Source organism: Millionella massiliensis (genome assembly GCF_900104655.1).
Taxonomy (GTDB): domain Bacteria; phylum Bacteroidota; class Bacteroidia; order Bacteroidales; family Rikenellaceae; genus Rikenella; species Rikenella massiliensis.
This window is the reverse complement of record NZ_FNWD01000002.1, coordinates 801,229-825,648: the sequence shown is the minus strand read 5'-3', so window position 1 is coordinate 825,648 and position 24,420 is coordinate 801,229. Positions and strand designations below refer to the sequence as shown.

Below are 24,420 nucleotides of genomic sequence, written 5' to 3'. Positions count from 1 at the left end.
CGCCGGGCACCAGTCACGGGATGGCTCCCCCTGATACACCTCGCAAAACAAACTGTCGGAATGAAACTTTTGAAATCTCTCGGTGTGGTGCTCGGCTCGGTGGCGTTGGGGCTCCCCACGGCGCTGGCCGAACGGCAGCCGGTCGATTATGTCGATCTGTTTATCGGAACCTCCAACTCGCGTTGGATGCTTGGACCCTATGCACAGGCTCCGTTCGGAATGGTGCAGCTCGGCCCCGACAACCAGGGCGATGTCTGGATGGGCGGCTACGAGTATTCGATCAACAACGTGTCGGGATTCAGCCACATCCATGCCTGGACCATGGGCGGACTGATGATGATGCCCACGACGGCCGACCTGGCGCTGAGCAACCCTTCGACCGATTCGCCCTATCAGGGGGCCAATGCCGGTTACCATTCGCGTATCCTGAAGGAGAGCGAACAGGCCTCGCCGGGTTACTACTCGGTCTTCCTCTACGACCATCAGGTACGGGCCGAAATGACTGCCACGACCCATTGCGGCGTGCAGCGATACACCTTCCCGAAGAGACGGGAGTCGCGGATTCTGATGGACCTGCTCTTCCCGACCGAGTGGGACTACGGTTTCCGCGTACAGGACGCCCGCATCGTGCGGGTCAGCCCGACGGAGGTCGAGGGGTATGCCGATTGTCAGTCGGGCCCCTGGAGCGGCTGGAATCACTATAAATTGCACTTCGTGGCCCGTTTCAGCAAGCCGTTCAAACAGCTCAACGGCTGGAACGAGGGTCGGGTGTCGGAAAACATCGACGAGTTGCAGGGCGAGGGGGACATCGGAGCGTATGCCATCTACGAAACCGAAGCCGACGAACAGATTGTCGTCTGCACGGGGCTTTCGCTGGTGAGCATCGAGCAGGCTCGGCTCAATATGGAGACGGAGCTGGGGCCGCTGGGCTACGATTTCGACCGGGTGGCCGCTCACACGCGGGACGAGTGGAACGAACTGCTCGGACGGGTCGAGGTCGAGGGAACGGACGAAACCGACAAGGTGAAGTTCTACACCAATCTCTACCGTGCTTATGCCGGCAAGCAGACCTGGAGCGATGTGAACGGACAGTATGTGGATGCCATGGAGCGCGTCCGGACGGTCGAACGGGGCAAGATGTACGGCGGGGACGCTTTCTGGAACTCCTATTGGAACCTGAACGGCCTGTGGTCGATCGTCTCGCCGGAGATCGTCGATAACTGGGTGACGACCCAGCTGGAGATGTTCCGCCATACGGGGTGGACTTGCAAGGGGCCGGCCGGGCTGGAGTATTCCGGCATTATGGAGGGGTCGCACGAGACGGCGCTGATGGTGGCCGCCTACCAGAAGGGAATCCGCAAGGATGGCGAGGAGATCTATCGGGCGATCCGCAAAACGGTGACGGAACCCGGCATCAACCATCCGGGTGGAGGCGTTGCCGGCAATCCGCAGCTCGACGTGTACGACCGGTATGGGTATATGCCGCGCGAATACGGCGTGGTGTCCAAAACGCTGGATTATGCCTACGATGACTGGTGTGTGGCGCAGATGGCCTGGGCGATGGGCGACCGGAAGGAGGCCAAGCGGCTCGAAACCCGCTCCATGAACTACCGGAACGTGTTCCTCCCGGAGTACAGGTATGTCGTGCGGCGCGATACGACGGGGGGCTGGGATACCGATTTCGACCGTTTCTCGAACGCCGGGTTCATCGAGGGGAACAGTTGGCAGTATTCGTGGTATGTGCCTCACGATATCCCGGGGCTGGTGGGGCTGATCGGTGTGGATGAGTTCAACCGCCGTCTGGAGGAGGGTTTCGAAAAGTCGGCCGAGTTTCGTTTCGCCGCTCACCTCTTCGACCGGACGAGCGGTCAGTCGGGCGAGTTCTACATCAACCACGGGAACGAGGTGAATATGTGTACCCCCTATCTGTTCAACTATTCGGGTAAACCGTGGCTGGCCCAGAAGTGGGCGCGTGCCATCATGGAGAGTTTCTACGGTTCGACGCCTTACCACGGCTGGGAGGGTGACGAGGACGAGGGGCAGATGAGTGCGTGGTACGTCATGAGTGCGATGGGATTTTTCGAAATGGACGGCGGGTGCTCGGCCGACCCGATGCTGGAGATCGGGAGTCCGCTCTTCGATCGCATCACGATCCGGCTCGATCCGAACTACTATTCGGGGCGGACCTTTACGATTCGTACCGAAAACAACAGTGCCGGGAATGTCTATATCCAGCGTGCCCTGCTGAACGGAAAGCCGCTGCGGGAACCGCGAATTCCGTTCCGGTCGGTCACGGCGGGCGGTGAACTGGTGCTCGAGATGGGGCCTGCTCCGGCCGAGAGCTGTTTCCGGTAGGGTGGTGTAGTCGGGTCTCACAAGCGGAGGTATGGGACATGAAATAGCCCCGGCCCTGTCGAATGGATCGAAATTTTCAGTGGAAAAGAGCGGGATAGATTGTATCTGTCCCGCTCTTCTATTCAGATGAGTACATGGAACTGAAAAAGAAGTATCTATACTGCCGACCAAATGCCGGATCGTTTGTGTGTGGGCTGGGTAACGGAATATCTCAAGTATGGAGGGGGGCTGAATGGCGCATGGCTTCGATGAGGCCCTCCGGGTGTCATTTTTGAGTTTATCGGGCAGCGGAGTGGCCGTGTATAAGCATGAATCCGGAGTTTTCATTATCTTTATCCTATATAATCTATATCATGAAGAATGCAGGAATCATATTGTGGGCCATTGTTTGCCTGTCATGTGCCCGGGCACCCCAGAACGTGCCCGACATCGGGGCCGCTGCCGCGCTGGACTCGGTGGTCGAACGGCCGGAGTTGACGCTGGTCTTTTCGGGCGACGTCATGCAGCATCTGCCGCAGGTCGAGGCGGCACGGCAGGAGGATGGTACCTACGATTATGAACCCTGTTTCCGGTATATCCGCCCTTTTTGGGAACGTGCCGATTTTGCCGTGGTCAATCTCGAAACCACATTGGCTGAGACCGGGCCTTATAGCGGCTATCCCTGCTTTGCATCGCCCAAGGCACTGGCCGTGGCGTTGCAGCGGTCGGGCGTTGATGTGGCGGCTTTGGCCAACAACCACTGTTGCGACCGGGGGCTGAAGGGCATTCGAACCACCGTTCGTACTGTTGATTCGCTCGGCATGCTTCGCACCGGGGTGTATGACGATACCCTGACGCTTCGTGCGCCGCTGATGCTGGAGAAAAACGGTTATCGGGTGGCGCTGCTCAATGCCACTTACGGAACGAACGGCATCCCCGTGCCGCGGGGAGCGGCCGTCAACCGGATCGACACGCTGCGTATGGCGGAGGAGATCCGGCTTGCCCGGCGCGATTCGGCCACGCATATCCTGCTGTTCGTGCATTGGGGCGAAGAGTATCAGCTTCGGCCCAACGGGGCACAGCGGCAACTGGCGGCATGGTGCCAGCGGCAGGGGGTCGATGCGGTGATCGGTTCGCACCCCCATGTGGCGCAGCCGATCGATACGGCGCAGCGGGTGGTGTGGTCGCTCGGCAACTTCGTCTCCAATCAGCGAAAACGGTACCAGGAGGGCGGGTTGAATGTCCGTGTGACGCTTTCGTTTTCGCACCCCCCCGTGATCGAGAGCCTGCCCCACTGGGTGTGGCTGCCGTTCGAGCGGGGGCGCAGGCGTTACTATGTCGTGCCCGCCTATGTTTCCGGCCCGGAGATCGGGATGGACAGCCTGACCAACCTTCGCTTTCGGCAGGCGTTGGAAGATAGTCGCAAGATTGCCGGAGCCGTCGATGAAGTGGTTTTATGATGACACGTAACGAATTGATCGAAAGACTGGGGGCTCCGCTGGGCGATCTGGCGGATGACCGCGAACTGTATGACGAGGCTGTGGAGCTGCGGAATCGGACCGTCGGGCCGAAGGTCTATCTGCGCGGGCTGATCGAGCTGTCGAATCGCTGTCGCAAGAACTGTCTCTATTGCGGCATTCGGAGCGGGAACAGCGCCGTCGAGCGGTACGAACTCACTGACGAACAGGTGATGGCGGCGGCCGAGTACGCGTGGCGGTCGGGTTACGGGTCGGTGGTGATTCAGGCCGGCGAACGAACCGACCGGGAGTTCGTCGAGCGGATCGAACGGCTGGTCGGACGGATCAAAAGCGAATCGAACGGCGAGCTGGGCATTACCCTTTCGCTCGGCGAGCAGAGCCGTGAGACCTACCGACGGTGGTTTGCGGTCGGAGCACACCGTTACCTGCTGCGGATCGAGGCCTCGTCGCCGGAGCTGTATGGTCGGATCCATCCGGCCGACCATAGCTACGACAGGCGGCTGGAGGCGTTGCGCGCGTTGCGGGACGAGGGCTACCAGGTGGGGACGGGGGTGATGATCGGCCTGCCGTACCAGCAGATTGCCGATCTGGCCGACGATCTGCTCTTTTTCCGGTCGTTGGATATCGACATGTGCGGCATGGGGCCCTACATCGAGTTCCCCGGTACGCCGTTGGCCGAGGTGCCGAGCGCATTTTCGCGGGAGGAACGTTTGCAGTTGGCACTGAGGATGATAGCGCTGCTGCGGCTGTTGATGCCCGACATCAATATCGCTTCGACAACGGCCCTCCATGCCCTCCATCCGCAGGGACGGGAGCTGGGAATTGCGGCCGGTGCCAATGTGATGATGCCGAACCTGACGCCGGCCGTGGTCCGGGGAAACTATAAACTCTACGACAACAAACCGTTGCAGGATATGGACCTGCGGGGATTCGACGTGGCGTTGGATAACGTGTGGGGCGATTCGCGTCACTTCGCGGCCCGCAGATCGGCCGCATCGACCGAGCGGAGCAGGTAGGAGCGTGTCTTGAGGTTGCTGCGTCGGTTGACCCACACAATCAGGATTAAAATCACGAGATACATGGCGGCGCATAGCCACGCTTCGAGCCGGATACCGGTGACGGCTACCCATGAGTGGCCGGCCATCCAGGTGATGGCCGAGTTCTGCCATTCGGCAACGGTGCGGGTCAGCGCGAGGACCCATTCCCAGCCGCCGGCCAGGTAGAGCAGCGACCCGCCGATAATGACCGGCACGGTGAACCAGATCAGCGGGTTGAGCAACAGTCCGGCGAGCTGCAACTGCCCGAAGTGGTACATGACCAGCGGGAAGGTGCCGATTTGTGCCGTGATGCCGACCAGACTGAGCGACCACAACCAGCGCAGCAGCACGTGGCGGGGCATCCAGAGGCGGGCGATGGGTTGGTAGAGGGTGATGATGCCGACCATGGCGGCGAACGAGAGTTGGAAACCGATGTGGTAGAGGTTGTATGGGTTCCAGATCAGCAGGAGCAGGGCGGCGGCGCAGAGGGTGTTGAGGCTGTTGGTGTAGCGTGAGAGCATCAGTCCGATCTGCAGCAGCGAGAACATCGTCACGGCGCGGATGACCGAGGGCGAGAGTCCGGTCAGGGCGGCGTAGCAGACGAGGCACAGGATCACCACGATTCCCAATACGACGGTTCCGTGTCGGAAGAGTCGTATCCATCCGAACATCAGATTCAGTATCAGAAAGACGATCCCCACGTGCAGCCCCGAAACGGAGAGTAGGTGGGCCACGCCGGTGCGCGAATAGCTGTCGCGCAGTTCGGGGGTGATGTCCGACTGGTCGCCCACGGCCAGCGCCTGCAGAATGGGGCCGGCATCGTCGCGGTACAGCGTGTCGCGGGCGAGCAGCCGGCTGCCCCACTGGTGGCGGAGTTGTTCGATACGGGTCGTGAGGGTGGTGTCGGTGCCGATGCGCACGGCCGTCCAGGCGAAACAGCGGGCCGTAAATCCGCGCGTTCGGCGCATGTAAAGGTCGTAGCCGGAGGAGTCTGAAGCGTAGATCCGTCCCCGGAAACGGAGCACGTCGCCGATGCGGAGACGGGGATTGCGCGACGTGGTGTCGATGTAGAGGCGGATGCGGCTTTCGAGCGGTTGCCACGCTTGGGTCGTACTGTCGGCATAGCAGAAGAGGGTCGCGTCGCTGCGGTACCAGCGGCCACGTGCTTCGGGAACGCTCTCGATGCGTCCGATGAAGGTCAGCCGCTCGCCGTGGTGACGGAGCGTGGGCTCCGGATCGACGCGGTGGAGAGCCGCCAGTGCCGTGCCGGTCCAGAAAAAGAGGCTCCATGCTACCATCCGCCCCCAGGAGGCGATTCGGGGTGCGAACCACAGTTTGACTGGTAGCAGAACCGCCAGCACGATGCCGAAAACCAGGAAGGGCAGCACGATGTGATCGGCCCGGTCGGGCAGGGCGAAGGCCAAAATACCGGCCGCGAAGGCGAGTGTCGGCTCGAGCAGCGGGGTATTGGACCGGGTGAAACGTGCCATGCGGTGGGGGCGTGGAGAGATACGGGGAGATTTACTGGTTGCCGGCGAGGTGGTTGCAGTCGAGGCTGCGGTACTGGATGGCTTCGGCAACGTGGTCGATCCGGATGTTGTCCGAACCGGCCAGATCGGCGATGGTGCGGGCGACCTTCAGAATACGGTCGTAGGCGCGGCCCGACAGGCCCATGGTGGTCATGGCTTCCCGGATCAGGCCGATGCTCTCGTCGTCGAGCTGGCAGTAGCGTTCCATCTGTTCGGGGGTCAGCATGGCGTTGTTGTGGGTCTGAGTGTACCCGTCGCGTTGCAGACGCCGGGTCTGACGCTCGCGGGCGGCGATCACGCGTTGGCGGATCTCGGCGCTGCTCTCCCCCTCACGGCGGCCGGTCATGCTCTCGACGGCCACGGGGATCACTTCGATCTGGAGGTCGATCCGATCCATCAGCGGGCCGGATATTTTATTCATGTAGCGCGCCTGGGCCGCGGGGGTGCAGGTGCAAACCTTTTCGGGATGGGTCCGGTAGCCGCACGGGCAGGGGTTCATGGCGGCGATCAGCATGAAATTGGCCGGGTAGTCGACGCTGTATTTGGCCCGGGAGATGGTGATCCGTTTCTCGTCGAGCGGCTGGCGTAGCACTTCGAGGGTGCGTCGGTTGAACTCGGGCAGCTCGTCCAGAAACAGGATGCCGTTGTGGGCCAGCGAGATCTCGCCGGGCTGTGGGGGAATGCTTCCGCCGACCAGCGCCACTTCGGAGGTGATGTGGTGCGGCGCGCGGAAGGGGCGGGCGGTGAGCAGACCGACGTTGTCGTGCAATTTGCCGGCTACGGAGTGTATCTTGGTGGTTTCGAGGGCCTCGGAGAGGGTCATCGGGGGCATGATGGTGGGCATACGCTTGGCGAGCATGCTCTTTCCGGCTCCGGGAGGGCCGATCATCAGTACGTTGTGGCCGCCGGCTGCGGCGATCTCCAGGGCGCGTTTGACGTCGGCCTGACCCTTTACGTCGCGGAAGTCGAGGTCGAAATGGTCGAGGCGCGAGAAGTATTCGGCGCGGGTGTCGATCACGGTGGGGGCGATCTCCGATTCGCCGTTCAGTAGCCCGATGACCTGCATCAGATTTTCGACTCCGTAGACTTTGAGGTTCTGTACCACGGCGGCTTCGGGGGCATTGGCGGCGGGAAGGATGATCCCTTCGAATCCCTCTTTCCAGGCCTGGATGGCGATCGGCAGGGCGCCTTTGACGGGCAGCAGGGTACCGTCCAAGGAGAGTTCGCCGATGAGGATGTATCGGGCAAGGGGCTCTGCGGCGACCTGTTGCGAGGCGGCGAGTATGCCGATGGCGATCGGCAGGTCGTAGTGCGAGCCTGCTTTTCGCAGGTCGGCGGGGGCCAGATTCACTAGGATGTTGAATCCGGGCATGCGGAGCCGATTGTTGGCGAAGGCGGCGGTGATGCGTTGCTGGCTTTCGCGTACGGCATTGTCGGGCAGACCGACTACCAGAAAACGGATGCCGGGCGAGAGGTTGACTTCGACGGTGATGGTCCGTGCGTCGATCCCTTCGACGGTGCTGCAGTAGGTCTTGACGAGCATGGGCGCGGCGCGGTTAGAGGTTGTTGACCGATTCGACGCCGCCGAGGGTGGATTTCTTGATGTTCAGGGTGACGGGGTCGCCGCGGAAAAAGATGTTGGCGCCGGTGACAGAGCGGGCGTCGAGCTGGTCGCTCACCTGTAGTTGGATTTCAGCTTTGCCGGAGGCGGTGGCGAGGACGTTCTGGGCGCTCAACTCGAGGCATTGGATGCGGCTGCCGAGTTTGGCCTGGTAGGAGGCTTGTTCGGTGGTGCCGCGTACCTTGACGGTGTTGTCGCCGCTGGTGAGGATGGTGATTTCCTTGCATTCGGTGATCAGATCCATCTTTCCGATGGAACTTTCGGCCGTCAGGGTCAGGTGGGGACACTGGATGGGTTCTTGGGTGATGACTTCTCCACCGCTGATGTTGATGTGGTTCAGGGTGGCGTAGTAGAGCTTGACGTCGGCGTAGGCGCGTTTGTTGACGAGGCCTTTGCGGGCGATGAGGTACAGGGTGTTGTCTTTGACCTGCCAGCGGATCTCGCGTTCGTCGAGATCCCACAGCATCAGTTGCAGTTTGTTCTCGTCGGCGGGGATCAGTTCGATCTTGACGGGACCTTCCACGTTCAGGGCGGTGAAGGGGGGCAGGGGCTCGCTTTCTCGAATCTCCTGGGCGTAGCTGCGGGGACCGATCAGCAGCAGGCTGAGCAGACCGAGCAGGAGCAGTACATGGCGATAGTTTCTCTTCATAAGGTCAAATTTAGGTTTTTTCCGGGGATTCCCCAACAAAAACGAGACCCGTCCTTCCGAAAACGGGGGGACGGGTCTCGATAGGGTCGGTCTTGCCGTTGGGGCCGGACCTGTTGTATTAGTCGCCGAAGCTGATACCGCAACCGCGGGCCGATTTGACGATGTCGCTGTCGGGACGTACGTAGTTGCACTGTCCGACGGCTTCTTCGAACGGTACGGCGATGATGTCGGGGTGACGATACGATACCATGTGGCCGAATTTACCTTCGAGGACATATTCGAAGGCTTTGACACCGAACTGGGTAGCCAGTACACGGTCGTAGGCGATGGGCACGCCCCCGCGCTGGATGTGGCCGAGAACGGTTTCACGGATATCGGGTTCGAAGCCGGCTGCTTTGAGCTGACGGCTCAGGTCGTAGGCGATACCGCCCAGACGGACGTTTTCGTAACCAACTTCGGTAGCTGCTGCGGCGTGTACGGTACCGTCTTTGGGACGGGCGCCTTCGGCTACGACGATGATGGCCGAACCACGACCTTTCGAGTTGTAGCGTTTTTTCAGCTTATCGAGTACGACGTTCAGGTCGTAGGGGATTTCGGGGATCAGGCAGACGTCGGCACCACCGGCGATAGCTGCGTGCAGGGCGATCCAACCGGTGTTGCGGCCCATCACTTCCAGAATGAAGGTACGGTTGTGTGATGCGGCAGTGGTGACGAGTTTGTCGACTGCGTCGGTCGCAATCTGTACGGCAGTCTGGAAACCGAAGGTGAAGTCGGTGGCCGAGAGGTCGTTGTCGATGGTTTTCGGTACCCCGACGATGTCGAGACCCTGGCTCTGGAGCTGCTGCGAGATGCGCTGCGAACCGTCGCCGCCGATCGAAATCACTGCATCAACACCCATGTATTGGAGTTTGCGGATCATTTCGTCCGAACGATCGACGTACTCCCACTGGCCGAGGTGTTTGTTGTATACGGGCCATGCGAAGGGGCCCCCTTTGTTGGTGGTTTCTATAATCGTACCGCCTCGATAGTGGATGCCGGCTACGGCTGCTTCGTCGAGGACTTTTACTTCGGTGGGCTCCCACAGGATACCGTTGTAGGCTTGGATACTACCGAGCACTTCCCAGTCGCCTTCCTGTGCTGCGCGCTTTACGACGCCGCGGATCACTGCGTTCAATCCGGGGCAGTCACCGCCGCTGGTTGCAACTAAAACTCTTTTCATGTTTTATTAGGGTCTTTTGCGTTTCAAAAACAGCTACAAAAGTAAACATTTTTTTGAACGAACCCAATCTATTCCGAGAATATTGATCGGGTTAATTTTTCTCCCCGCTGCCGGAGGTGAACATTTCGTAGACCTGTTCTGCGTCTGAGCGGTTCTGACTGGCCACAATCAGCCGGTCGCCGGCCTCCAGACGGGTCGAGCCGGTGACCACTACGTTGGTGCCGCCGCGAAGCAGAAGCGTGATGCGGGCGCCGTCCGGGAAACGGGTCTCGGAGACGCTCTGGCCGATATGCTCGTTGCCTTCGGCGATTTCGATCTCGATCAGATTCGATACTTCCGAGGGATCCAGTTCGGGCTTTTGGCCGATCATCTTTTCTTCGGGGGCCGATACGCGGAACCATTTGGCGAAGAGAGGAAGGGTGGTCCCTTGTACCAGAATGGAGGTCAGCGAGATGAAAAATACGATGTTAAAGATCATGCCGGCTTTGTCGATCCCGGCAATCAGGGGGTAGGTGGCGAATACGATCGGCACGGCGCCGCGGAGGCCGACCCACGAGACGAAGAGTTTGCTGCGGATGGGCATCTTGAACGGGCTCAGCGAGAGGAAGACGCTGAGTGGTCGGGCCACCAGAATCATAAAGGCCGAGACGAGCATCCCGATGCCGATAACGGGTACGATCTGACTGGGGAAGACCAGCAGGCCGAGCGTGAGGAAGAGGATGATCTGCATGAGCCAAGCGAAACCGTCGAAGAAGTTGAGAATCGACGCGCGATGCGGAATCTTGTGGTTACCGAACCACAGAGCAGCCAGATAGACGGCCAGGAAACCGTTGCCTCCGATTTTGTCGGTGGCGGCATAGGTGAAGTACATCAGGGCGATGATCATCACGGAGTAGAGTCCGGTGTAGCCCAGTTTGACGTGGCGGGCGATCCACACCATGGAGATGCCGAACAGGATCCCGGCCGCGCCTCCGACGAGGATTTGGGTGACGAAGTTGACGATGGCTTCGGGGACCGACGTGGTGGGGTCGATCACCAGGCTCAGACAGGTGATGGTCAGCAGGTAGGCCATCGGGTCGTTACTACCGCTTTCGAATTCGAGGATCGGCCTTAAGTTATGTTTCAGACGCAGACTCTTGGAACGTAGGATGGAGAAGACGGCGGCGGCGTCGGTCGAGGAGACGATCGAGCCCAACAGCAACCCTTCGAAGAGCGAGAATCCCGGAACAACCCAGTGTACGAAGAGGCCGGTGGCAATGGCCGTCAGCAGCACTCCGAGGGTGGAGAGTGTTACCCCGGGCCACATGACCGGTTTGACCGATTTCCATTCCGTATCGAGACCCCCGGAAAAGAGGATAAAGTTCAGGGCGATTACGCCAATGAATTGAGCGATGCTGGGGCTGTTGAAGTTGATGCCGCCGATTCCGTCTGTCCCGGCGAGCATCCCGACGCCCAAAAACAGGACCAGGGCCGGAATGCCGAACTTATAGGCCCGCTGGCCGACTAAGATGCTGATAAATAGTAATATGGAGCCAATCAGAATAACGTTGCCGGGGGTGATATTCATTTGGTGTAGGTTCTTGAAAATGTGTGAATACGGACAAATTTAGCAAAATTTATGCGAATGTAAGTCCGGGGTGATTCAGCTTGTGGGGACTGCTGAGTTGATGTATGAGAGAACGTATCCGGAGGCGGAAAATTGTGTGTTCGAATCGATAATGGGAGTGGCAGAAGGAAGTCGACTTTGCTGATGGCGGCAGGGGCGTTGATGCGATCTTATGCCCCTGCGAAGTTTCCGGAGAGGAGGTGTGGTTATGCTTCCGTGAAGCGGGTAGCGAGTGAATTGCGTATGGATGAGAGGGACGATTCTGCGAGGGGGATGGTTGCGGGTTTCGTGAGGAACTTATGAATGTATAAGGGAGTGAAAACCGGTAGTCTGAACGCTCAAAATGAAACATCGGGATGGCGGAGACCATCCCGATGGTGTGTGGCGGATCGGAAAGACGCGACCTTCGCAGGGAAGGACGGGACGAAAAGTATTGACTCTTTGAGGAAAATGAATACCAGAATGGAATCCTGGTCGCCGAAAAAGGATCTGTCGAGGCTGTCCGTTATTCTTTTTTCAGTTTTTACACTTCCCAATATTCCTGCGCCCGTCTTGTCTCTCTTTTTCCTTATGCTTGTCGGGGTTGAATTAACGCCACTCCGGAGTACGCACGATGCAGACGGCAATTACTCCTACGGCCAGCAGGAACAGGGCGATCAGCAGTTGTTCGTGTGCCGCCCCCGCGGCGGTCAGAACGTGGTTCAGCGGGTCGTGGTCGTCCTCCTGCCAGCGGGGAAGACGGTTCATGGACCATTTGCCCAGGATGGTTCCATCGTGGAGCAGCAGGGCACCCCCCTTTCGGTGTTGGATCATGGTGTGCAGGATGGTGTAGTCGCTGCCCATCGGTTCGATACCGTTCTCGGCCAGCGAGGCGGGCAGGTCGTTGGCACTCAGGGCAACGGCACGACCGCTGTATGCGTGGATATAGGCCGAGAGGGCGAACATCTGCGGCTCGTAGGTCGGGTCGTAGTCGTTGATCACGAAGATCAGCGTGTAGCCTTTGCGTTGCAGGATCTCGGCCGACCGTTCGATGTTGCCGTCGAACATCGGTACGGCCTTGATCTCCGGCACGGTGCTTTGGCCGACGGTGCGCGTATCGACATACTCCCAGCGCGAGGAGTCGTACCACGTGGTGTCTTCGATGCTGAAGTCGTGGAGGCTGCCGTCCTGCTTGTCGCGGTAGACCAGGATGGTTTGGGCTTCGTTTTCGTGCACGGTCATGGCGTGCGGAATGTTGACGCCCACCCGGAACGGAGTCGGGTCGATGGGCGGCAGCGTGCTGTTGCAGTATAGGGTCAGGCCGAGGCTGGCGGCGAGCAGTACGGCGTACGTGACGATGCTGCGCAGCGGCGAGGGGTTGAACTGGCGCTGGCTGTTGCGCGTCACGAACAGCAGTGCCGACAGGGGCCAGAAAATCAGGTTTTTAAAGAAGGTTTCCCAATTGGTCAGGTGGATCAGGTCTCCGAAGCAGCCGCAGTCGCTGACGGGGTTGGAGATGGCCAGCCAAAGGGTCAGCAGCGTGAAAAAGCTCATGCTGAGGAACGTGAGCCACGAGGTGACGCGTCGCGAAAGACCGCCGAGCAGCATCAGACCGACCATCATCTCGAACGTGGGCAGCAGGATGGAGCCCACGCCTGCCAGCACCTGGAGGGCGTCGAGACCGAAGGCGGAGAGGTATTCGCCCAGTTTGACAGAGAGTCCGAAGGGGTCGATGGCTTTCGATGCGCCGGAGAAGATGAACAGCGCCGCCAACAGGTAGCGCGAGACGGCGACGGCCGGGCCGCCGAGCAGGCGTGCAGCGTGCGGGTGGTGTTCTTTAAAGGTATCGATTGATTTCATCGGCTATCTTGTTGAATATCGTGTCGGGGCTGAGCATGGCGCCGGTTTCGGGGTCGCCGCAGTCGATGACGTGGAAGTCGGGATCGTCCTGCGCACACGAGAGGTAGACTTCGCGTACGTTCTGTTGCAGGGTGAGAGAGGCTTCGTGGATGTCGGTCTTGCCCTGAAGGTAGCTGCGGTCGTCGCCTTCGCGTTGCTCGGTGAGTTTCCTCCGGGTGAAGTCGAAGGGTACGTCGAGAAAGAGCGACAGATCGGGCCGCGGGATGTCGTTGTGGCGGTATTCGAGATCGAGGATCCACTGACGCAGGGCGGCGCGTTCGCCGGAGTCGGGGGAGAACTTCGCACACTGGTAGGCGATGTTGGAGTAGACGTACCGGTCCACGATGACGACCTTCCCGTCGGCCAGCCAGTTGCGGATCATCGGGGCGGCTTGCTGCCGGTCGCCGGCGTAGATCAGAGCCACCAGATAAGGGTTCACCTGATCCAGTGCACCGAGCTCGCCGCGCAGGAATCGGGCGACCAGATCGCCGTAGACCGGGGCGTCGAAACGCGGAAAGTGGAGGTATTCGACCTGTTTTCCGTAGCGCTCTTCGAACAGTTGGCGCATGCGTGCTACCTGGGTGGATTTGCCGGCTCCGTCGAGCCCTTCGATGACGATAAACATGGCTTTTTCGTGGTTTGGTGGTACGGTTTGGCCGGTGCGGAGGTCCGTTTGTGCGGATTGCTGTCCGACCGGGAGGGGGGGCGTAACGTGCGGCGGGCGCGGCTCCTCCCGAAGTGTTGCTCGCCGAAGGACCGGGGCGGTTACTGTGCGGGAGATGTCGCAGGATGCCGTTCCTGCCGCTGTGTGCATGGTTCAGTACGCCTTGGCAAATGCGGCGGGCAGGGGGCTATCGGAGCATGTCGGCGGCACGCCGGATGGCGGCTACGGCGGTCTCGATCTCCTCTTCGGTGTTGTAGAGGCCGATCGAGAGGCGGCACATGGCGGTCAGCCCGTAGTGGGTCATGACCGGTTCGGCGCAGTGGGTGCCGGTGCGGACGGCCACGCCGAGCTTGTCGACAATCATACCGATGTCGGCCGGGTGGGTGCCGTCGACCGTGAACGATACGATGGGGCTCTTGCCGGGCGTCTCGCCATAGATGCGGATGCCGTCGACGGCTTCGCTCAGCCGGGCGGTAGCCTGTTGCAGCAGAGCGGTTTCGTGGTCGTGGATCCACTGCTGGCCGATGCTGTTGTAGTAGTCGATGGCGGTGCCGAGTCCGATGGCGCCGATGTAGTTCGAGGTGCCGGCTTCGAACTTCAGCGGAAGCTCGGCGTAGGTGGTACCCTGGGGCAGGGTGACGGTGCCGACCATGTCGCCGCCGCCCATGTAGGGGGGGAGCGCTTCGAACCACCGCTCTTTGCCGTAGAGTACGCCGATGCCGGTGGGACCGTAGATCTTATGCCCGGAGAAGGCGTAAAAGTCGCAATCCAGTGCCTGCACGTCGGTCTGTTGGTGGACGATGCCCTGACAGCCGTCCACCAACACCGGAATGTCGTGGGCATGGGCGGCGTCGATGATGCGGGGCAGGTCGGGTACTGTACCGAGCACGTTCGAGGCCTGGCTGACGGCGACGATGCGGGTGCGGGAGTCGATCAGCGTGGGGAGCAGGTCGAGCCGCAGAGCGCCGTTGTCGTCGAACGGCAGGACGCGGATCTCGGCTCCTTTGCGCTGGGCGACGAGTTGCCACGGCACGATGTTGGAGTGGTGTTCCAGCTCGGTGAGCAGGATGTTGTCACCGGCGTGGATGTATTTTTCGCCGAACGTGGCGGCCACCAGGTTGATGGACTGTGTGGCGCCGCTGGTGAAGACGATTTCGCGGGTCGAGGCGGCGTTCAACAGTGCCCGTACCCGTTCACGGGCCTGTTCGTATCGGGTGGTGGTCTCTTCGGCCATGTAGTGAATGCCGCGGTGGATGTTGGCATTCAGCGTGCGGTGGAGCTCATCGACGGTGCGGATCACGCATTCGGGCTTCTGGGCCGTGGCTGCGTTATCCAGATAGACCAGGGGCTTGCCGTTGACGGTGGCCGTGAGGATCGGAAAATCGGAGCGTATCTCTGCGAGGGTTTTCATAGGACGAGGGCGGATCAGAGGGTCTGGAGCCGTTTCGATACTTTTTCGTGGAGCAGGTGGCTCAGTTCTTCGATGTGGCTGTGGTCGATGATTTCGTCGATGAAACCTTCGATCTGGAGCCGTTGGGCGGCGTCGAGGCTGATGCCTCGCTGACGCATGTAGTAGATGGCTTCGGGGTCGAGACGACCGATGGTGGCGCCGTGGTTACACTTCACGTCGTCGGCGTAGATCTCCAGTTGCGGACGGGTGTCAATCCGGGCTTCGTCGCCCATGACGATGTTGTGGTTCTCCTGCAGGGCGACGGTCTGCTGCGCGCCGGGGGCTACGTAGACATGACCGGTGAAGGCGGCGTGCGAACGATCTTCGGCAACCCCTTTGAAGAGTTGGTTGCTGGTACAGTTCGGCACGGCGTGGTGCATCCGGATGTAGTTGTCGCAGTGCTGTTCTCCGTCGGTGATGTAGGTCCCTTCGAGCTGACACTCGGCTCCGGCCTCGGCCAGGCAGATGAACTGGTTGCGACGCATCAGGGTGTTGTCGAGGTCGATGGTGGTCGACTTGACGTACGAGTCGCGGCGCTGCCGGATGAGTGTCGTGCTGAGGTAGTTGGCACGGGTCTCGGCCACTTCGACGATCTCGATCCGGGCACCGGGGGCAGTGTCGACCAGCAACAGTGCGTTGACGGTTGTCTGTTCGGGCCGTGCGGCGGGATGGTGGTAGATGGCTACGCGAACGTTGGCGTTGCGCCCCACGCGGATGGTGTGGCGCTGGCGGTATTTGATGCTGGCTGTGCCGGTTTCGGGATACCGCAGGTGAATGTAGAGAATGCCGTCGGTCTGGAACCGGTCGGGAATGTCGATCTGGACGCCCTGTATCTGATGGTCGCCGGCGGCGAGGTTGTCGCTCACCAGCGGGTCGCTGAGAATCTCGGCGTGGGTGGTCGCGTCGGCCTGAGCGATCAGGTCGGTCGCGTCGGCGGCCGTTGCGGCGCTCTTGTGGCACAGGGTGTTGTCGGCTTCGATGTCGATCTCGGCCAGTGCCGTGGTGCCGGGGACGGAGGAGGCGTTGTCCAGAAGGGCGTCGAGGCGGCTCTTCGGCGTGTAGCGGTAGCGTTCTTTCTGTATTCTGTCCATGGCGCTTACTCCTCGTTGTTTCCGTATTCGCGGATGAGCCAGTCGTAGCCGCGTTCTTCGAGTTCTTTGGCCAGCTCCTTGCCGGCGGAGTAGATGATGCGTCCGTGGTAGAGCACGTGTACCACGTCGGGGACGATGTAGTCCAGCAGGCGCTGGTAGTGGGTGATGACGATAGTGGCGTTGTCGGGGCGTTTGAGGCGGGCCACACCGGTGGCCACCACGCGCAGGGCGTCGATGTCGAGGCCGCTGTCGGTTTCGTCGAGCACGGCCAGACGGGGTTCGAGCATGGCCATCTGGAAGATCTCGTTACGTTTCTTCTCGCCGCCCGAGAAGCCTTCGTTCACGGAGCGGTTCATCAGCCGGTCGCCGAGTTCGACGATCTCGCTTTTCTGACGCATCAGACGCAGAAAATCGCCGGACGAGATGGGCTCTTCGCCGCGGAAGGCGCGCTGCTGGTTCATGGCCAGGCGCAGGAAGTTGGCCATCGAGACGCCGGGAATTTCGACCGGGTACTGGAAGCCGAGGAACAGACCGCGGGCGGCTCGCTCTTCGATGCTCATCTTCAGCAGGTCCTGACCGAGGTAGGTGACTTCGCCGCCCGTGACGGCAAAGCGTTCGTTGCCGGCCAGCACCGAGGCGAGGGTCGATTTGCCGGAGCCGTTGGGGCCCATGATGGCGTGCACTTCGCCGGCGTTGACGCTCAGGTTGATCCCTTTCAGTATCTCTTTTCCTTCTTCGGCGACGGTGGCGCGCAGGTTCTTGATCTCTATGATATTTTGGCTCATAATGTTCTGTCGTGTCTGTTTGTGGTGGTTAAGCAGGTAGGGGGCTGTGGTGCGCGGGGTTCCCGGCGGCTATCCCACGCTCCCTTCGAGCGAGAGCGAGAGGAGTTTCTGGGCTTCGACGGCGAACTCCATGGGGAGTTGGTTCAGCACCTCCTTGGCGTAGCCGTTGACAATCAGCCCGACGGCCTCTTCGGTCGAAATGCCGCGCTGGTTGCAGTAGAAGAGCTGGTCTTCGCTGATTTTCGAGGTGGTGGCTTCGTGTTCGACGGTGCTCGACGTGTTGCCGCATTCGATGTACGGGAAGGTGTGGGCGCCGCATTTGTCGCCGATCAGCAGCGAGTCGCACTGCGAGTAGTTGCGGCAGCCGGTGGCATTCTTGGCCACGCGAACCAGACCGCGGTAGGAGTTCTGCGAGTAGCCGGTGGAAATCCCTTTGCTGACGATGCGGCTGCGGCTGTTGCGCCCCAGGTGGATCATCTTGGTCCCGGTGTCGGCCTGCTGGCGGTTGCCGGTCAGGGCCACGGAGTAGAACTCGCCGACGCTGTTGTCGCCGGCCAGGATGCAGGAGGGGTATTTCCAGGTGATGGCCGAACCGGTTTCGACCTGGGTCCAGCTGATCTTGGCGTTATCGCCGCGGCAGATGCTGCGTTTGGTCACGAAGTTGAAGACGCCTCCCTTGCCGTCCTTGTCGCCGGGGTACCAGTTCTGGACGGTGGAGTATTTCACTTCGGCGTCGCGTTCGACCACGATCTCGACGATGGCGGCATGGAGCTGGTTCTCGTCGCGGATGGGGGCCGTACACCCTTCGAGGTAGCTGACGTAGGCTCCTTCGTCGGCGACGATCAGGGTCCGTTCGAACTGTCCGGTGCCGGCAGCGTTGATCCGAAAGTAGGTCGACAGCTCCATCGGACAGCGAACGCCTTTGGGAATATAGCAGAACGACCCGTCGGAAAAGACGGCGGAGTTCAGTGCTGCAAAGAAGTTGTCGGTGTAGGGAACGACGGTGCCCATGTATTTGCGTACCAGGTCGGGATAGCTCTTCACGGCCTCGGAAAAGGAGCAGAAGATGATTCCTTTCTCGGCGAGGGTGCTTTGAAAGGTGGTCTTCACGGACACGGAGTCGATGACGGCATCGACGGCTACTCCGGCGAGTACTTTCTGCTCGTCGAGCGGAATGCCGAGCTTCTCGAAGGTGGCTCGCAACTCGGGGTCGACTTCGTCCATGCTGCTTTTGAGTTTTTTATCCTTGCGCGGGGCGGCGTAGTAGATGATGTCCTGGTAGTCGATGGGCGGAATATCCAGATGGGCCCAGTCGGGCATGGTCATCGTTTGCCATTTCCGGTAGGCCTTGAGGCGGAACTCGAGCAGCCAGTCGGGCTCTCCTTTCAGGGCGGAGATTTTACGGATGATCTCCTCGCTGAGTCCTTTGCCGATGGTCTCGGTGTCGATGTCGGAGGTGAAGCCGTATTTGTAGTCGCCTTGGGCGGCGTTGGCAATGATCTCTTTTTCTTCCATGTTCGGTGGTATCGGTATCCTTCTATAAACGGAATCCCGGGGTTGTAAATTTCACAAAGGTACGGAGAACGGCTGAATTTTCTGCATGTCGTCCGGGAGTTTTTCGGCGTGGCGCTCCCTTGGACACCTGGTCGGCGGGGTATTGGTGGCGGTGTGGGGTATGTCCGCAAGAAAAGCATACTGCTGTCGGACTTCTCGGTCGGGCCGCAGTCGGGTCTCCCGGAAAACGGGACAAGGCGGTCCGGAGCGTCCGGCAGCAGTATGGCGAACGGGCCGATCGGATCGGCTGGCGTTTAAACGGTCTACTCTTCTTGCAGAAGTAAACTGGGAGTTTTCAACAGACCGGAAGTGATGTCGCCGCGATACATGGTCGGTATGGAGATGTAGTGGGTCGCTGCGGTATTATAGACCCGGATTTCCAGTCGATTTTTGCCGGGTTTCAGCAGTCCGGTGAGGTCGAACTTCCACGGGGCGGCCATGCGCAGCCCTGCCGACTGACCGTTGACAAACACTTCGGCGGTCGAAACCACTTCGCCCAGATCAAGTGCAACGACTTGCCGACAGGTCGTCTCGTCGAGGTCGATCTCTTGGCGGTACCACATGCCGCCGGAGTAGCAGTTCAGCCCCGGCTGCCGGCTCCAGTCGCCCGGCTCCAACTTGCCGCGACCGCATTGTTGACGGATCGGATAGGGGAAGACTGCGCCGCCGGGATAGGGGCTTTCCAGTTCGATGGCTACCAGTGCAGGGTTCTCCCTGCGAGGCGTTTCGACCCGGTAGGATACCAGACTGTCGGGGCGCATCGCTCCACGAGTTATGTGGGCGGGTTCACCGTCGATCCAGACCTGGATTTGCGAGGCGTAGGCTGAAAAATCGAGCGCTTCGAGGCCTGGAGCGGAGAGAAAACGGAAGTACTGCTTGGCGGTGTGGGAGGGCGATACGAAAGGTAGCAGCGACAGGTCGCCGTTCCACGGCATCGAAAGAGGGCGTTCCGCAAGGGTCTCCGAAACGATCTGACCCGTTTGGGCCGGATCGCGGATCAGAAAGTAGGTGGTGCAGGCTCCGTCGTAGTGAAGCAGGAGGCGGTTGGCGCCGGCTTGCAACGTGATGCGGTTGCCGTTGGAAAAGGTCGGAACCTTTTGCCCATTGATCCAAAGGTCGGTCGGGCGAGTGGTGCCGCAAAGCATCTCATAGCTTCCGGCTGCGGGTGCGATAACGTCGGTCAGCAGGTAGTAATGCGACCCTTTCGGATCGGCGACACGCTTCAGCTCCGTAAATTCGTCCTTGATCTGCCCCAAGCGGATGAAGTCGGCGTACATCTCGCTTTTCAACCCGTGGTATCCCTGATGGCCGTAGTCGTTCTCTACACCCCAGCGCCACGAAAAAGCGTATGGCTGCCACGGCTGGCGATCGATGTGTTGCAGCAGTTCGGCGGTGTCGAGGGCTTCAGGCAGTGCCGCCAGTTGTAGCATGTAGTCTCCGAATCCCAGACTCTGCATCTCCCAGCCTTGCGTTTGGCAGAGTGTGCCTTGCCAACCGGCACTGACATGGTTGGTGTGCTCCATTTTACGAATCTCTGCACCGATCTTCTCTGCGGTGGCGGGCCAGTGAAAATCGCCCCAACGGTTGTCCAGTACGGGAATCAATTCGGTCTCCCAGACACCGGTCAGCGGGAGGGCGGTCAGTGTCTTGGACGGTGCGCTGTCTCCGATGATGGCGGGCTGGTCCGGATTGAAAACAATCAGCTGAATTTCCGTCTTTTCGAGCGGCATCCGCAGATAGCTGCCTGCGGAGTCGGTTCGGCTTACGGTGAGCGGTCGTACTTCACCGGTCCAGGGGTCCCACAGTTCGGCTCTGCCTGTGCTGCGGAAGTAACATAGGGCATCTTTGTCCACGTGATAAACGGCGTAAACATCGCGCGGACCGATCTTGCGGTGCATGACGTTCGGCTCGTCTATCGTGCCCGATACGATGCGGAAATCCCGAACGGTCGCACGTTCAACGGCGTTGAGCACGCGCGAACGGGGCGTAATGGTGAGGTGGCCGATCCGTTCGAGCATCGCGGTATCGGCTTTCCCGGCTTCCGTAGCTTCAGGGCGGCGGTCGATGCAGAGTACTGTCCCGCCTGCTTGCTGAAAATCGAGGGCTTTTTGGATGGAGCTGCTTCGCATGGTCTCCATGGCCGGGATGATCAGGATACGGAAGGTCTCGCCCGAGACTTTCAGGTGGTTGCCGTCAATTTCGGCACGTGCCAGCGATTCGTAGTCCATGAAGTCGAAGTCGATCCCCTGATGGTAAAGCTCGGTACCGATGGCGAATGCACAGTCAACAGAGTGTCGGCCGTCTCCGGCTATGACGGGCTCCACCGGGTAGAGAATCGCTACGTCGGCACGGTGATACCCTTGCGATAGCAGATAGCTCAGTCGCTCGGTGCAGGCCAGCAGTTTGTCCATCTCGGCCCAGTACGGCATCCGGAAGTGGTTGCAGGGCGGAGCCCATTCCCACCATCCGCCGGGGGTCGAGTAGTAGAGACCGTGCAGACTCAGCAGGTTCTGTCCCTGTACGAAGTTGGCGAAAATGGCGTCCAGCAGTTGACCGGACGAGGTGCTCCAGCCGCTGCTGTGGAATCCTTCCAGCCAGACTCGCGGACGTTCGTACATGTGGGCGATCGAAGAGGCTACCTTGTTCTTAATAATATCCTTTGCCAGTTTTGGCTGGTCGCAACCGGGCCCCTGGTTCCAGCGCTGGGTGCGGAAGTAGTCGCCGAATTCGGCTACGTCCAGTCCGCGACCGCCGTGGTCGCAACCGTAGATCAGACCACGTTCGTCATGCCAGCGGTAGACGGGTTCGAAAAAGTTCTCTTCGCTCAGGGATACCATCACGTCGTTGTAATCCAGCCGGTATTTGGCAGTCTTGTCGCCGAGGTCCACAAACAAAGCGGCCAAATGGGGAACGATGTCGTATCCTTTGCGTTTCTTGAATTCCTCCTGAAAGTAGGAGTTCCAGATCAGATTTCCCAGTTGAAAGTTCAATTCGTCGGAAAAGAAAAAGTTCAGACCCCCTTTGGAGTCTTCGGGAAAGCGGTCTTCGAATTGCTGAAAGAAGTATTGGATGTACAGCTGGCCGGACTGAGGGTGCATCGGGTCATAGGAGGGTATCTTGGGGGACGCATAGACGACGGTGATCATCCAGTCGCCTTCGGGAACGTCCCAATTCAGTGTTTTGGCCTGGCAGTGGGGGGTAAGATCGATGACCGATGTGGCGATGAGTGAACTGTCGGAGTCTATCCGATAGGCCTGTACGGTGAGCGGTTCGGCCGGTAGCTCCCAGTGGAGTGAACCCTGGGCCCGCTGTTTGAGAAATCGCAGTTCGGATCCGGTGACTTCCGGATGGTCGGCAAGTATGTGGTCGACGTATTGTTCCTGGCCCACTCCTAAGGTGTAGTCGCTCAGGCTGACGGTCATGCCGCGTTTCCTGGCTTCGCGCATGAACCATCCGAACAGTTCCCACCACTCGTCGGTGAAGATTTCGGGCTTCGACTTATAGGTCAGTCCCCATAGCTTCCCGCCTTTGTCGCTGTGGGCGTAGTTTACCTGCAGACTGCTGATGCCGCGTCCTTTCAGCAGGTCCAGATGGGCGGTGAGGTGTTCCCGTGTCAGGGTGTCGCCCATCCACCAGTAAAAGGGAACTTCGCCATAACCGGCTGGCGGACTTCTGAATCCGGGCAGTGCGTCCTGACGTGAATCTCGATCGGGGTATCCGACTTGTGCCGAACTTGGAGTGACTGCCATATGGCAGCAGAGCACAAGCACGAAAACCAGGGTTAAATACTTTTGCATAATCTTGGTTTTATGGGTTAAACAGATGGATGACTTGTGGAAAAGAGGGTCGGTGACCATGCCTCTCTCTGTACTTTACAAAATTATGCTAATACGAATAATTCGCATCATTTTATAAGATAAATAGATTTGATTTTGATGTGGTTATTGTTATTTTGCGAGATAAACTGCGAAGGCTGGAAAATGGAATCAGGGAATTGGTGCGGTAAAAACGGCATGTATTCGATTGAGGGTCTTTGTTTTTTTCGGGGATTGCAAAGTAGTTATATGGGATTGCGGTTCATGGGGGATTGGGTGTAATGATAATAGCTCGCGGGATGGTATAAAAAATCGGGAACGGATGATGTTCATCCGTTCCCGACTCTCTAAATCAAATGTCTGTATTTCCTAAAGGAGACGCTTATTCGCCTTGCATCTGTTTGAGCAGGTCGTTGTATTCTTTGAATTTGGCTTCCATTTCGGGACCGCCGTCCTGCTGTTTCTGATAGTAGAGGCCTTTGAGCATTTCGACTACACCGATCTCTTTCGGGTTGAGTTCGTGTGCTTTTTCGAGCAGTTCGATGGCGCTGTCGTAGAACGGGATGGCCTGGTCGATCAGAGCGTTGTAGCCTTTGACGTCGTTGATGTCGAGTTTCTGGGCTTCCTGAACGAGGGCGTCACCTTTGCGGGCTTTCATGATACCGGCGTTCATATAACCGATGTAGTTGTTCGGATCTACTTTGGTTGCTTCGAGGAAGGCTGCTTCGGCTTTTTCAGAGTTACCCATTTGTTCCCACAGGGTACCTTCGAGCATGTAAAGCGCACCGTTGTTGGGATCGAGAGCTTTGGCTTTGTCCAGCGTGGCGACTACCTTCTCGGGATCGCGTTTGGTCTGAACGTACAGGTCGATCAGTTGGGTGATGAGCTGGTTGCTGCCCGGATATTTCAGGGTAGCTGCTTCGAGGGTGGCGATAGCGTCTTCGTTTTTGCCCTGTTGCTGCTGGATGTAGGCGATGTAGGAATCTACGGTACCTTCCTGGTCGTAGCCGATTTCGCGGGCTTTGTTCAGGTATTCGAGGGCTTTGTCGTAGTTGCCGGCTTCGTTGTAGGCAACACCGGCGTAGTAGATCATTACGGAGTCAACGGTTCCGAGCATCTGGTTGGTTTCGGCTGCTTTGACGAACATGTCGGCGGCTGCACCTTTCTGGTCGAGGCTGTAAAGGTTCATCCCGTTGGTGTTGAACTGGTTCAGCACGTTCGAGGCGACGATGTAACCTTTGCTGCTGAAGGTGCTCGGGTCGAGTTCGTATGCTTTCTGGAGGGCTTCGAAGGCGCCGTTGAGGGCGTTCGGACGGAATTCGTTCTTGGTGTTCCAGAAGGCTACCGAACCGTTTTCGTCAACATAGATGTCGTAGTTTTCGAAAACATATTTTTTGTGGGGTTTGCCTCCCACTTCCATGTCGACAACTTCCTTGGGCTCTTCGCCGATCAGGTTCAGCGATTGTTCGATCGAGAAACCGGCGATCAGCTCTTTGGTGTAGGCGTTCGAGGCGGCAAGAAGTGCATCGGCACGGTCGATCCAAGTAGCGGCCAGGCCGGCTTTCTTGGCATCGGCGATGGCTTCATCGCTTTTGGTCAACCGTTTGTTCAGGTTGTCCAGCTCTTTGGTCTGGGAACTTGCGTTGAGCGTGATGGCTGCTGCGGCAAGGATCAAAAAGAGTTTTTTCATGGTATCTGTTGGTTGTTAGT

The 24,420-nt window shown here is 59.3% G+C and carries 16 protein-coding genes; 3 read left to right on the top strand and 13 right to left on the bottom strand.

Features of this window, described 5'->3' with window-relative positions; all coding sequences use genetic code 11:
• The first annotated feature begins 60 nt into the window (after positions 1-60).
• The 3 genes from BQ5379_RS03350 to hydE all read left to right on the top strand — a co-directional run bounded on the left by BQ5379_RS03350 (position 61) and on the right by hydE (position 4,828).
• Positions 61-2,355: a GH92 family glycosyl hydrolase gene (locus BQ5379_RS03350; RefSeq protein WP_071134132.1), complete on the top strand. Its 2,295-nt coding sequence runs from the start codon at positions 61-63 to the stop codon at positions 2,353-2,355.
• A 353-nt stretch (positions 2,356-2,708) separates the two neighbouring features.
• Positions 2,709-3,794 carry a CapA family protein gene (locus BQ5379_RS03345; protein ID WP_159431205.1) on the top strand — a complete coding sequence of 362 codons (1,086 nt, stop codon included), beginning with the start codon at positions 2,709-2,711 and terminating at the stop codon, positions 3,792-3,794.
• Complete coding sequence (gene hydE / locus BQ5379_RS03340) at positions 3,791-4,828, top strand: [FeFe] hydrogenase H-cluster radical SAM maturase HydE (RefSeq protein WP_071134130.1); 1,038 nt, start codon at positions 3,791-3,793, stop codon at positions 4,826-4,828. Before BQ5379_RS03345 ends, hydE begins: the two co-directional genes overlap by 4 nt.
• Here hydE and BQ5379_RS03335 read toward each other — a convergent pair.
• The 13 genes from BQ5379_RS03335 to BQ5379_RS03275 form a co-directional block, all read right to left on the bottom strand.
• Positions 4,780-6,339 (bottom strand): ComEC/Rec2 family competence protein, encoded by a 1,560-nt coding sequence (locus BQ5379_RS03335; RefSeq protein WP_071134129.1) that lies wholly within the window; start codon positions 6,337-6,339, stop codon positions 4,780-4,782. The genes hydE and BQ5379_RS03335 overlap by 49 nt on opposite strands.
• A 31-nt stretch (positions 6,340-6,370) precedes the next feature.
• Entirely contained in the window at positions 6,371-7,921 is a 1,551-nt protein-coding gene (locus BQ5379_RS03330; protein WP_071134128.1) for a YifB family Mg chelatase-like AAA ATPase, read from the bottom strand.
• 13 nt (positions 7,922-7,934) lie between these two features.
• Complete coding sequence (locus BQ5379_RS03325; protein WP_071134127.1) at positions 7,935-8,648, bottom strand: GIN domain-containing protein; 714 nt, start codon at positions 8,646-8,648, stop codon at positions 7,935-7,937.
• A 118-nt stretch (positions 8,649-8,766) separates the two neighbouring features.
• A complete protein-coding gene (locus tag BQ5379_RS03320) occupies positions 8,767-9,867 on the bottom strand; it encodes a 6-phosphofructokinase (RefSeq protein ID WP_071134126.1) in 1,101 nt (366 codons plus the stop codon).
• 91 nt (positions 9,868-9,958) lie between these two features.
• The gene (locus BQ5379_RS03315) at positions 9,959-11,434 is read right to left on the bottom strand and encodes a potassium/proton antiporter (protein WP_071134125.1); all 1,476 of its coding nucleotides are present in this window, start codon (positions 11,432-11,434) and stop codon (positions 9,959-9,961) included.
• Between the two features lie 627 nt (positions 11,435-12,061).
• On the bottom strand, positions 12,062-13,312 hold the full coding sequence (locus tag BQ5379_RS03310) for a BT_3928 family protein (RefSeq protein ID WP_071134124.1): 1,251 nt from the start codon (positions 13,310-13,312) through the stop codon (positions 12,062-12,064).
• Positions 13,290-13,976: a dTMP kinase gene (tmk, locus tag BQ5379_RS03305; protein ID WP_071134123.1), complete on the bottom strand. Its 687-nt coding sequence runs from the start codon at positions 13,974-13,976 to the stop codon at positions 13,290-13,292. Before tmk ends, BQ5379_RS03310 begins: the two co-directional genes overlap by 23 nt.
• Before the next feature lie 226 nt (positions 13,977-14,202).
• On the bottom strand, positions 14,203-15,426 hold the full coding sequence (locus BQ5379_RS03300; protein WP_071134122.1) for an aminotransferase class V-fold PLP-dependent enzyme: 1,224 nt from the start codon (positions 15,424-15,426) through the stop codon (positions 14,203-14,205).
• Between the two features lie 14 nt (positions 15,427-15,440).
• Positions 15,441-16,556 carry a SufB/SufD family protein gene (locus BQ5379_RS03295; RefSeq protein ID WP_071134121.1) on the bottom strand — a complete coding sequence of 372 codons (1,116 nt, stop codon included), beginning with the start codon at positions 16,554-16,556 and terminating at the stop codon, positions 15,441-15,443.
• Positions 16,557-16,561: 5 nt separating this feature from the next.
• Positions 16,562-17,329: a Fe-S cluster assembly ATPase SufC gene (sufC, locus tag BQ5379_RS03290; protein WP_071135523.1), complete on the bottom strand. Its 768-nt coding sequence runs from the start codon at positions 17,327-17,329 to the stop codon at positions 16,562-16,564.
• An 81-nt stretch (positions 17,330-17,410) separates the two neighbouring features.
• Positions 17,411-18,856, bottom strand: a complete 1,446-nt coding sequence (sufB, locus tag BQ5379_RS03285; protein ID WP_071134120.1) for a Fe-S cluster assembly protein SufB — start codon at positions 18,854-18,856, stop codon at positions 17,411-17,413.
• 302 nt (positions 18,857-19,158) lie between these two features.
• Positions 19,159-22,692: a glycosyl hydrolase gene (locus BQ5379_RS03280; protein WP_071134119.1), complete on the bottom strand. Its 3,534-nt coding sequence runs from the start codon at positions 22,690-22,692 to the stop codon at positions 19,159-19,161.
• Positions 22,693-23,092: 400 nt separating this feature from the next.
• The gene (locus tag BQ5379_RS03275; RefSeq protein WP_071134118.1) at positions 23,093-24,400 is read right to left on the bottom strand and encodes a tetratricopeptide repeat protein; all 1,308 of its coding nucleotides are present in this window, start codon (positions 24,398-24,400) and stop codon (positions 23,093-23,095) included.
• Positions 24,401-24,420 lie beyond the last annotated feature (20 nt).

Bases quoted from the DNA above. Each gene is read 5' to 3' on its own strand.
- BQ5379_RS03350 (WP_071134132.1), top strand. From the start codon at position 61: ATGAAACTTTTGAAATCTCTCGGTGTGGTGCTCGGCTCGGTGGCGTTG.
- BQ5379_RS03345 (WP_159431205.1), top strand. From the start codon at position 2,709: ATGAAGAATGCAGGAATCATATTGTGGGCCATTGTTTGCCTGTCATGT.
- hydE (WP_071134130.1), top strand. From the start codon at position 3,791: ATGATGACACGTAACGAATTGATCGAAAGACTGGGGGCTCCGCTGGGC.
- BQ5379_RS03335 (WP_071134129.1), bottom strand. From the start codon at position 6,339: ATGGCACGTTTCACCCGGTCCAATACCCCGCTGCTCGAGCCGACACTC.
- BQ5379_RS03330 (WP_071134128.1), bottom strand. From the start codon at position 7,921: ATGCTCGTCAAGACCTACTGCAGCACCGTCGAAGGGATCGACGCACGG.
- BQ5379_RS03325 (WP_071134127.1), bottom strand. From the start codon at position 8,648: ATGAAGAGAAACTATCGCCATGTACTGCTCCTGCTCGGTCTGCTCAGC.
- BQ5379_RS03320 (WP_071134126.1), bottom strand. From the start codon at position 9,867: ATGAAAAGAGTTTTAGTTGCAACCAGCGGCGGTGACTGCCCCGGATTG.
- BQ5379_RS03315 (WP_071134125.1), bottom strand. From the start codon at position 11,434: ATGAATATCACCCCCGGCAACGTTATTCTGATTGGCTCCATATTACTA.
- BQ5379_RS03310 (WP_071134124.1), bottom strand. From the start codon at position 13,312: ATGAAATCAATCGATACCTTTAAAGAACACCACCCGCACGCTGCACGC.
- tmk (WP_071134123.1), bottom strand. From the start codon at position 13,976: ATGTTTATCGTCATCGAAGGGCTCGACGGAGCCGGCAAATCCACCCAG.
- BQ5379_RS03300 (WP_071134122.1), bottom strand. From the start codon at position 15,426: ATGAAAACCCTCGCAGAGATACGCTCCGATTTTCCGATCCTCACGGCC.
- BQ5379_RS03295 (WP_071134121.1), bottom strand. From the start codon at position 16,556: ATGGACAGAATACAGAAAGAACGCTACCGCTACACGCCGAAGAGCCGC.
- sufB (WP_071134120.1), bottom strand. From the start codon at position 18,856: ATGGAAGAAAAAGAGATCATTGCCAACGCCGCCCAAGGCGACTACAAA.
- BQ5379_RS03280 (WP_071134119.1), bottom strand. From the start codon at position 22,692: ATGCAAAAGTATTTAACCCTGGTTTTCGTGCTTGTGCTCTGCTGCCAT.
- BQ5379_RS03275 (WP_071134118.1), bottom strand. From the start codon at position 24,400: ATGAAAAAACTCTTTTTGATCCTTGCCGCAGCAGCCATCACGCTCAAC.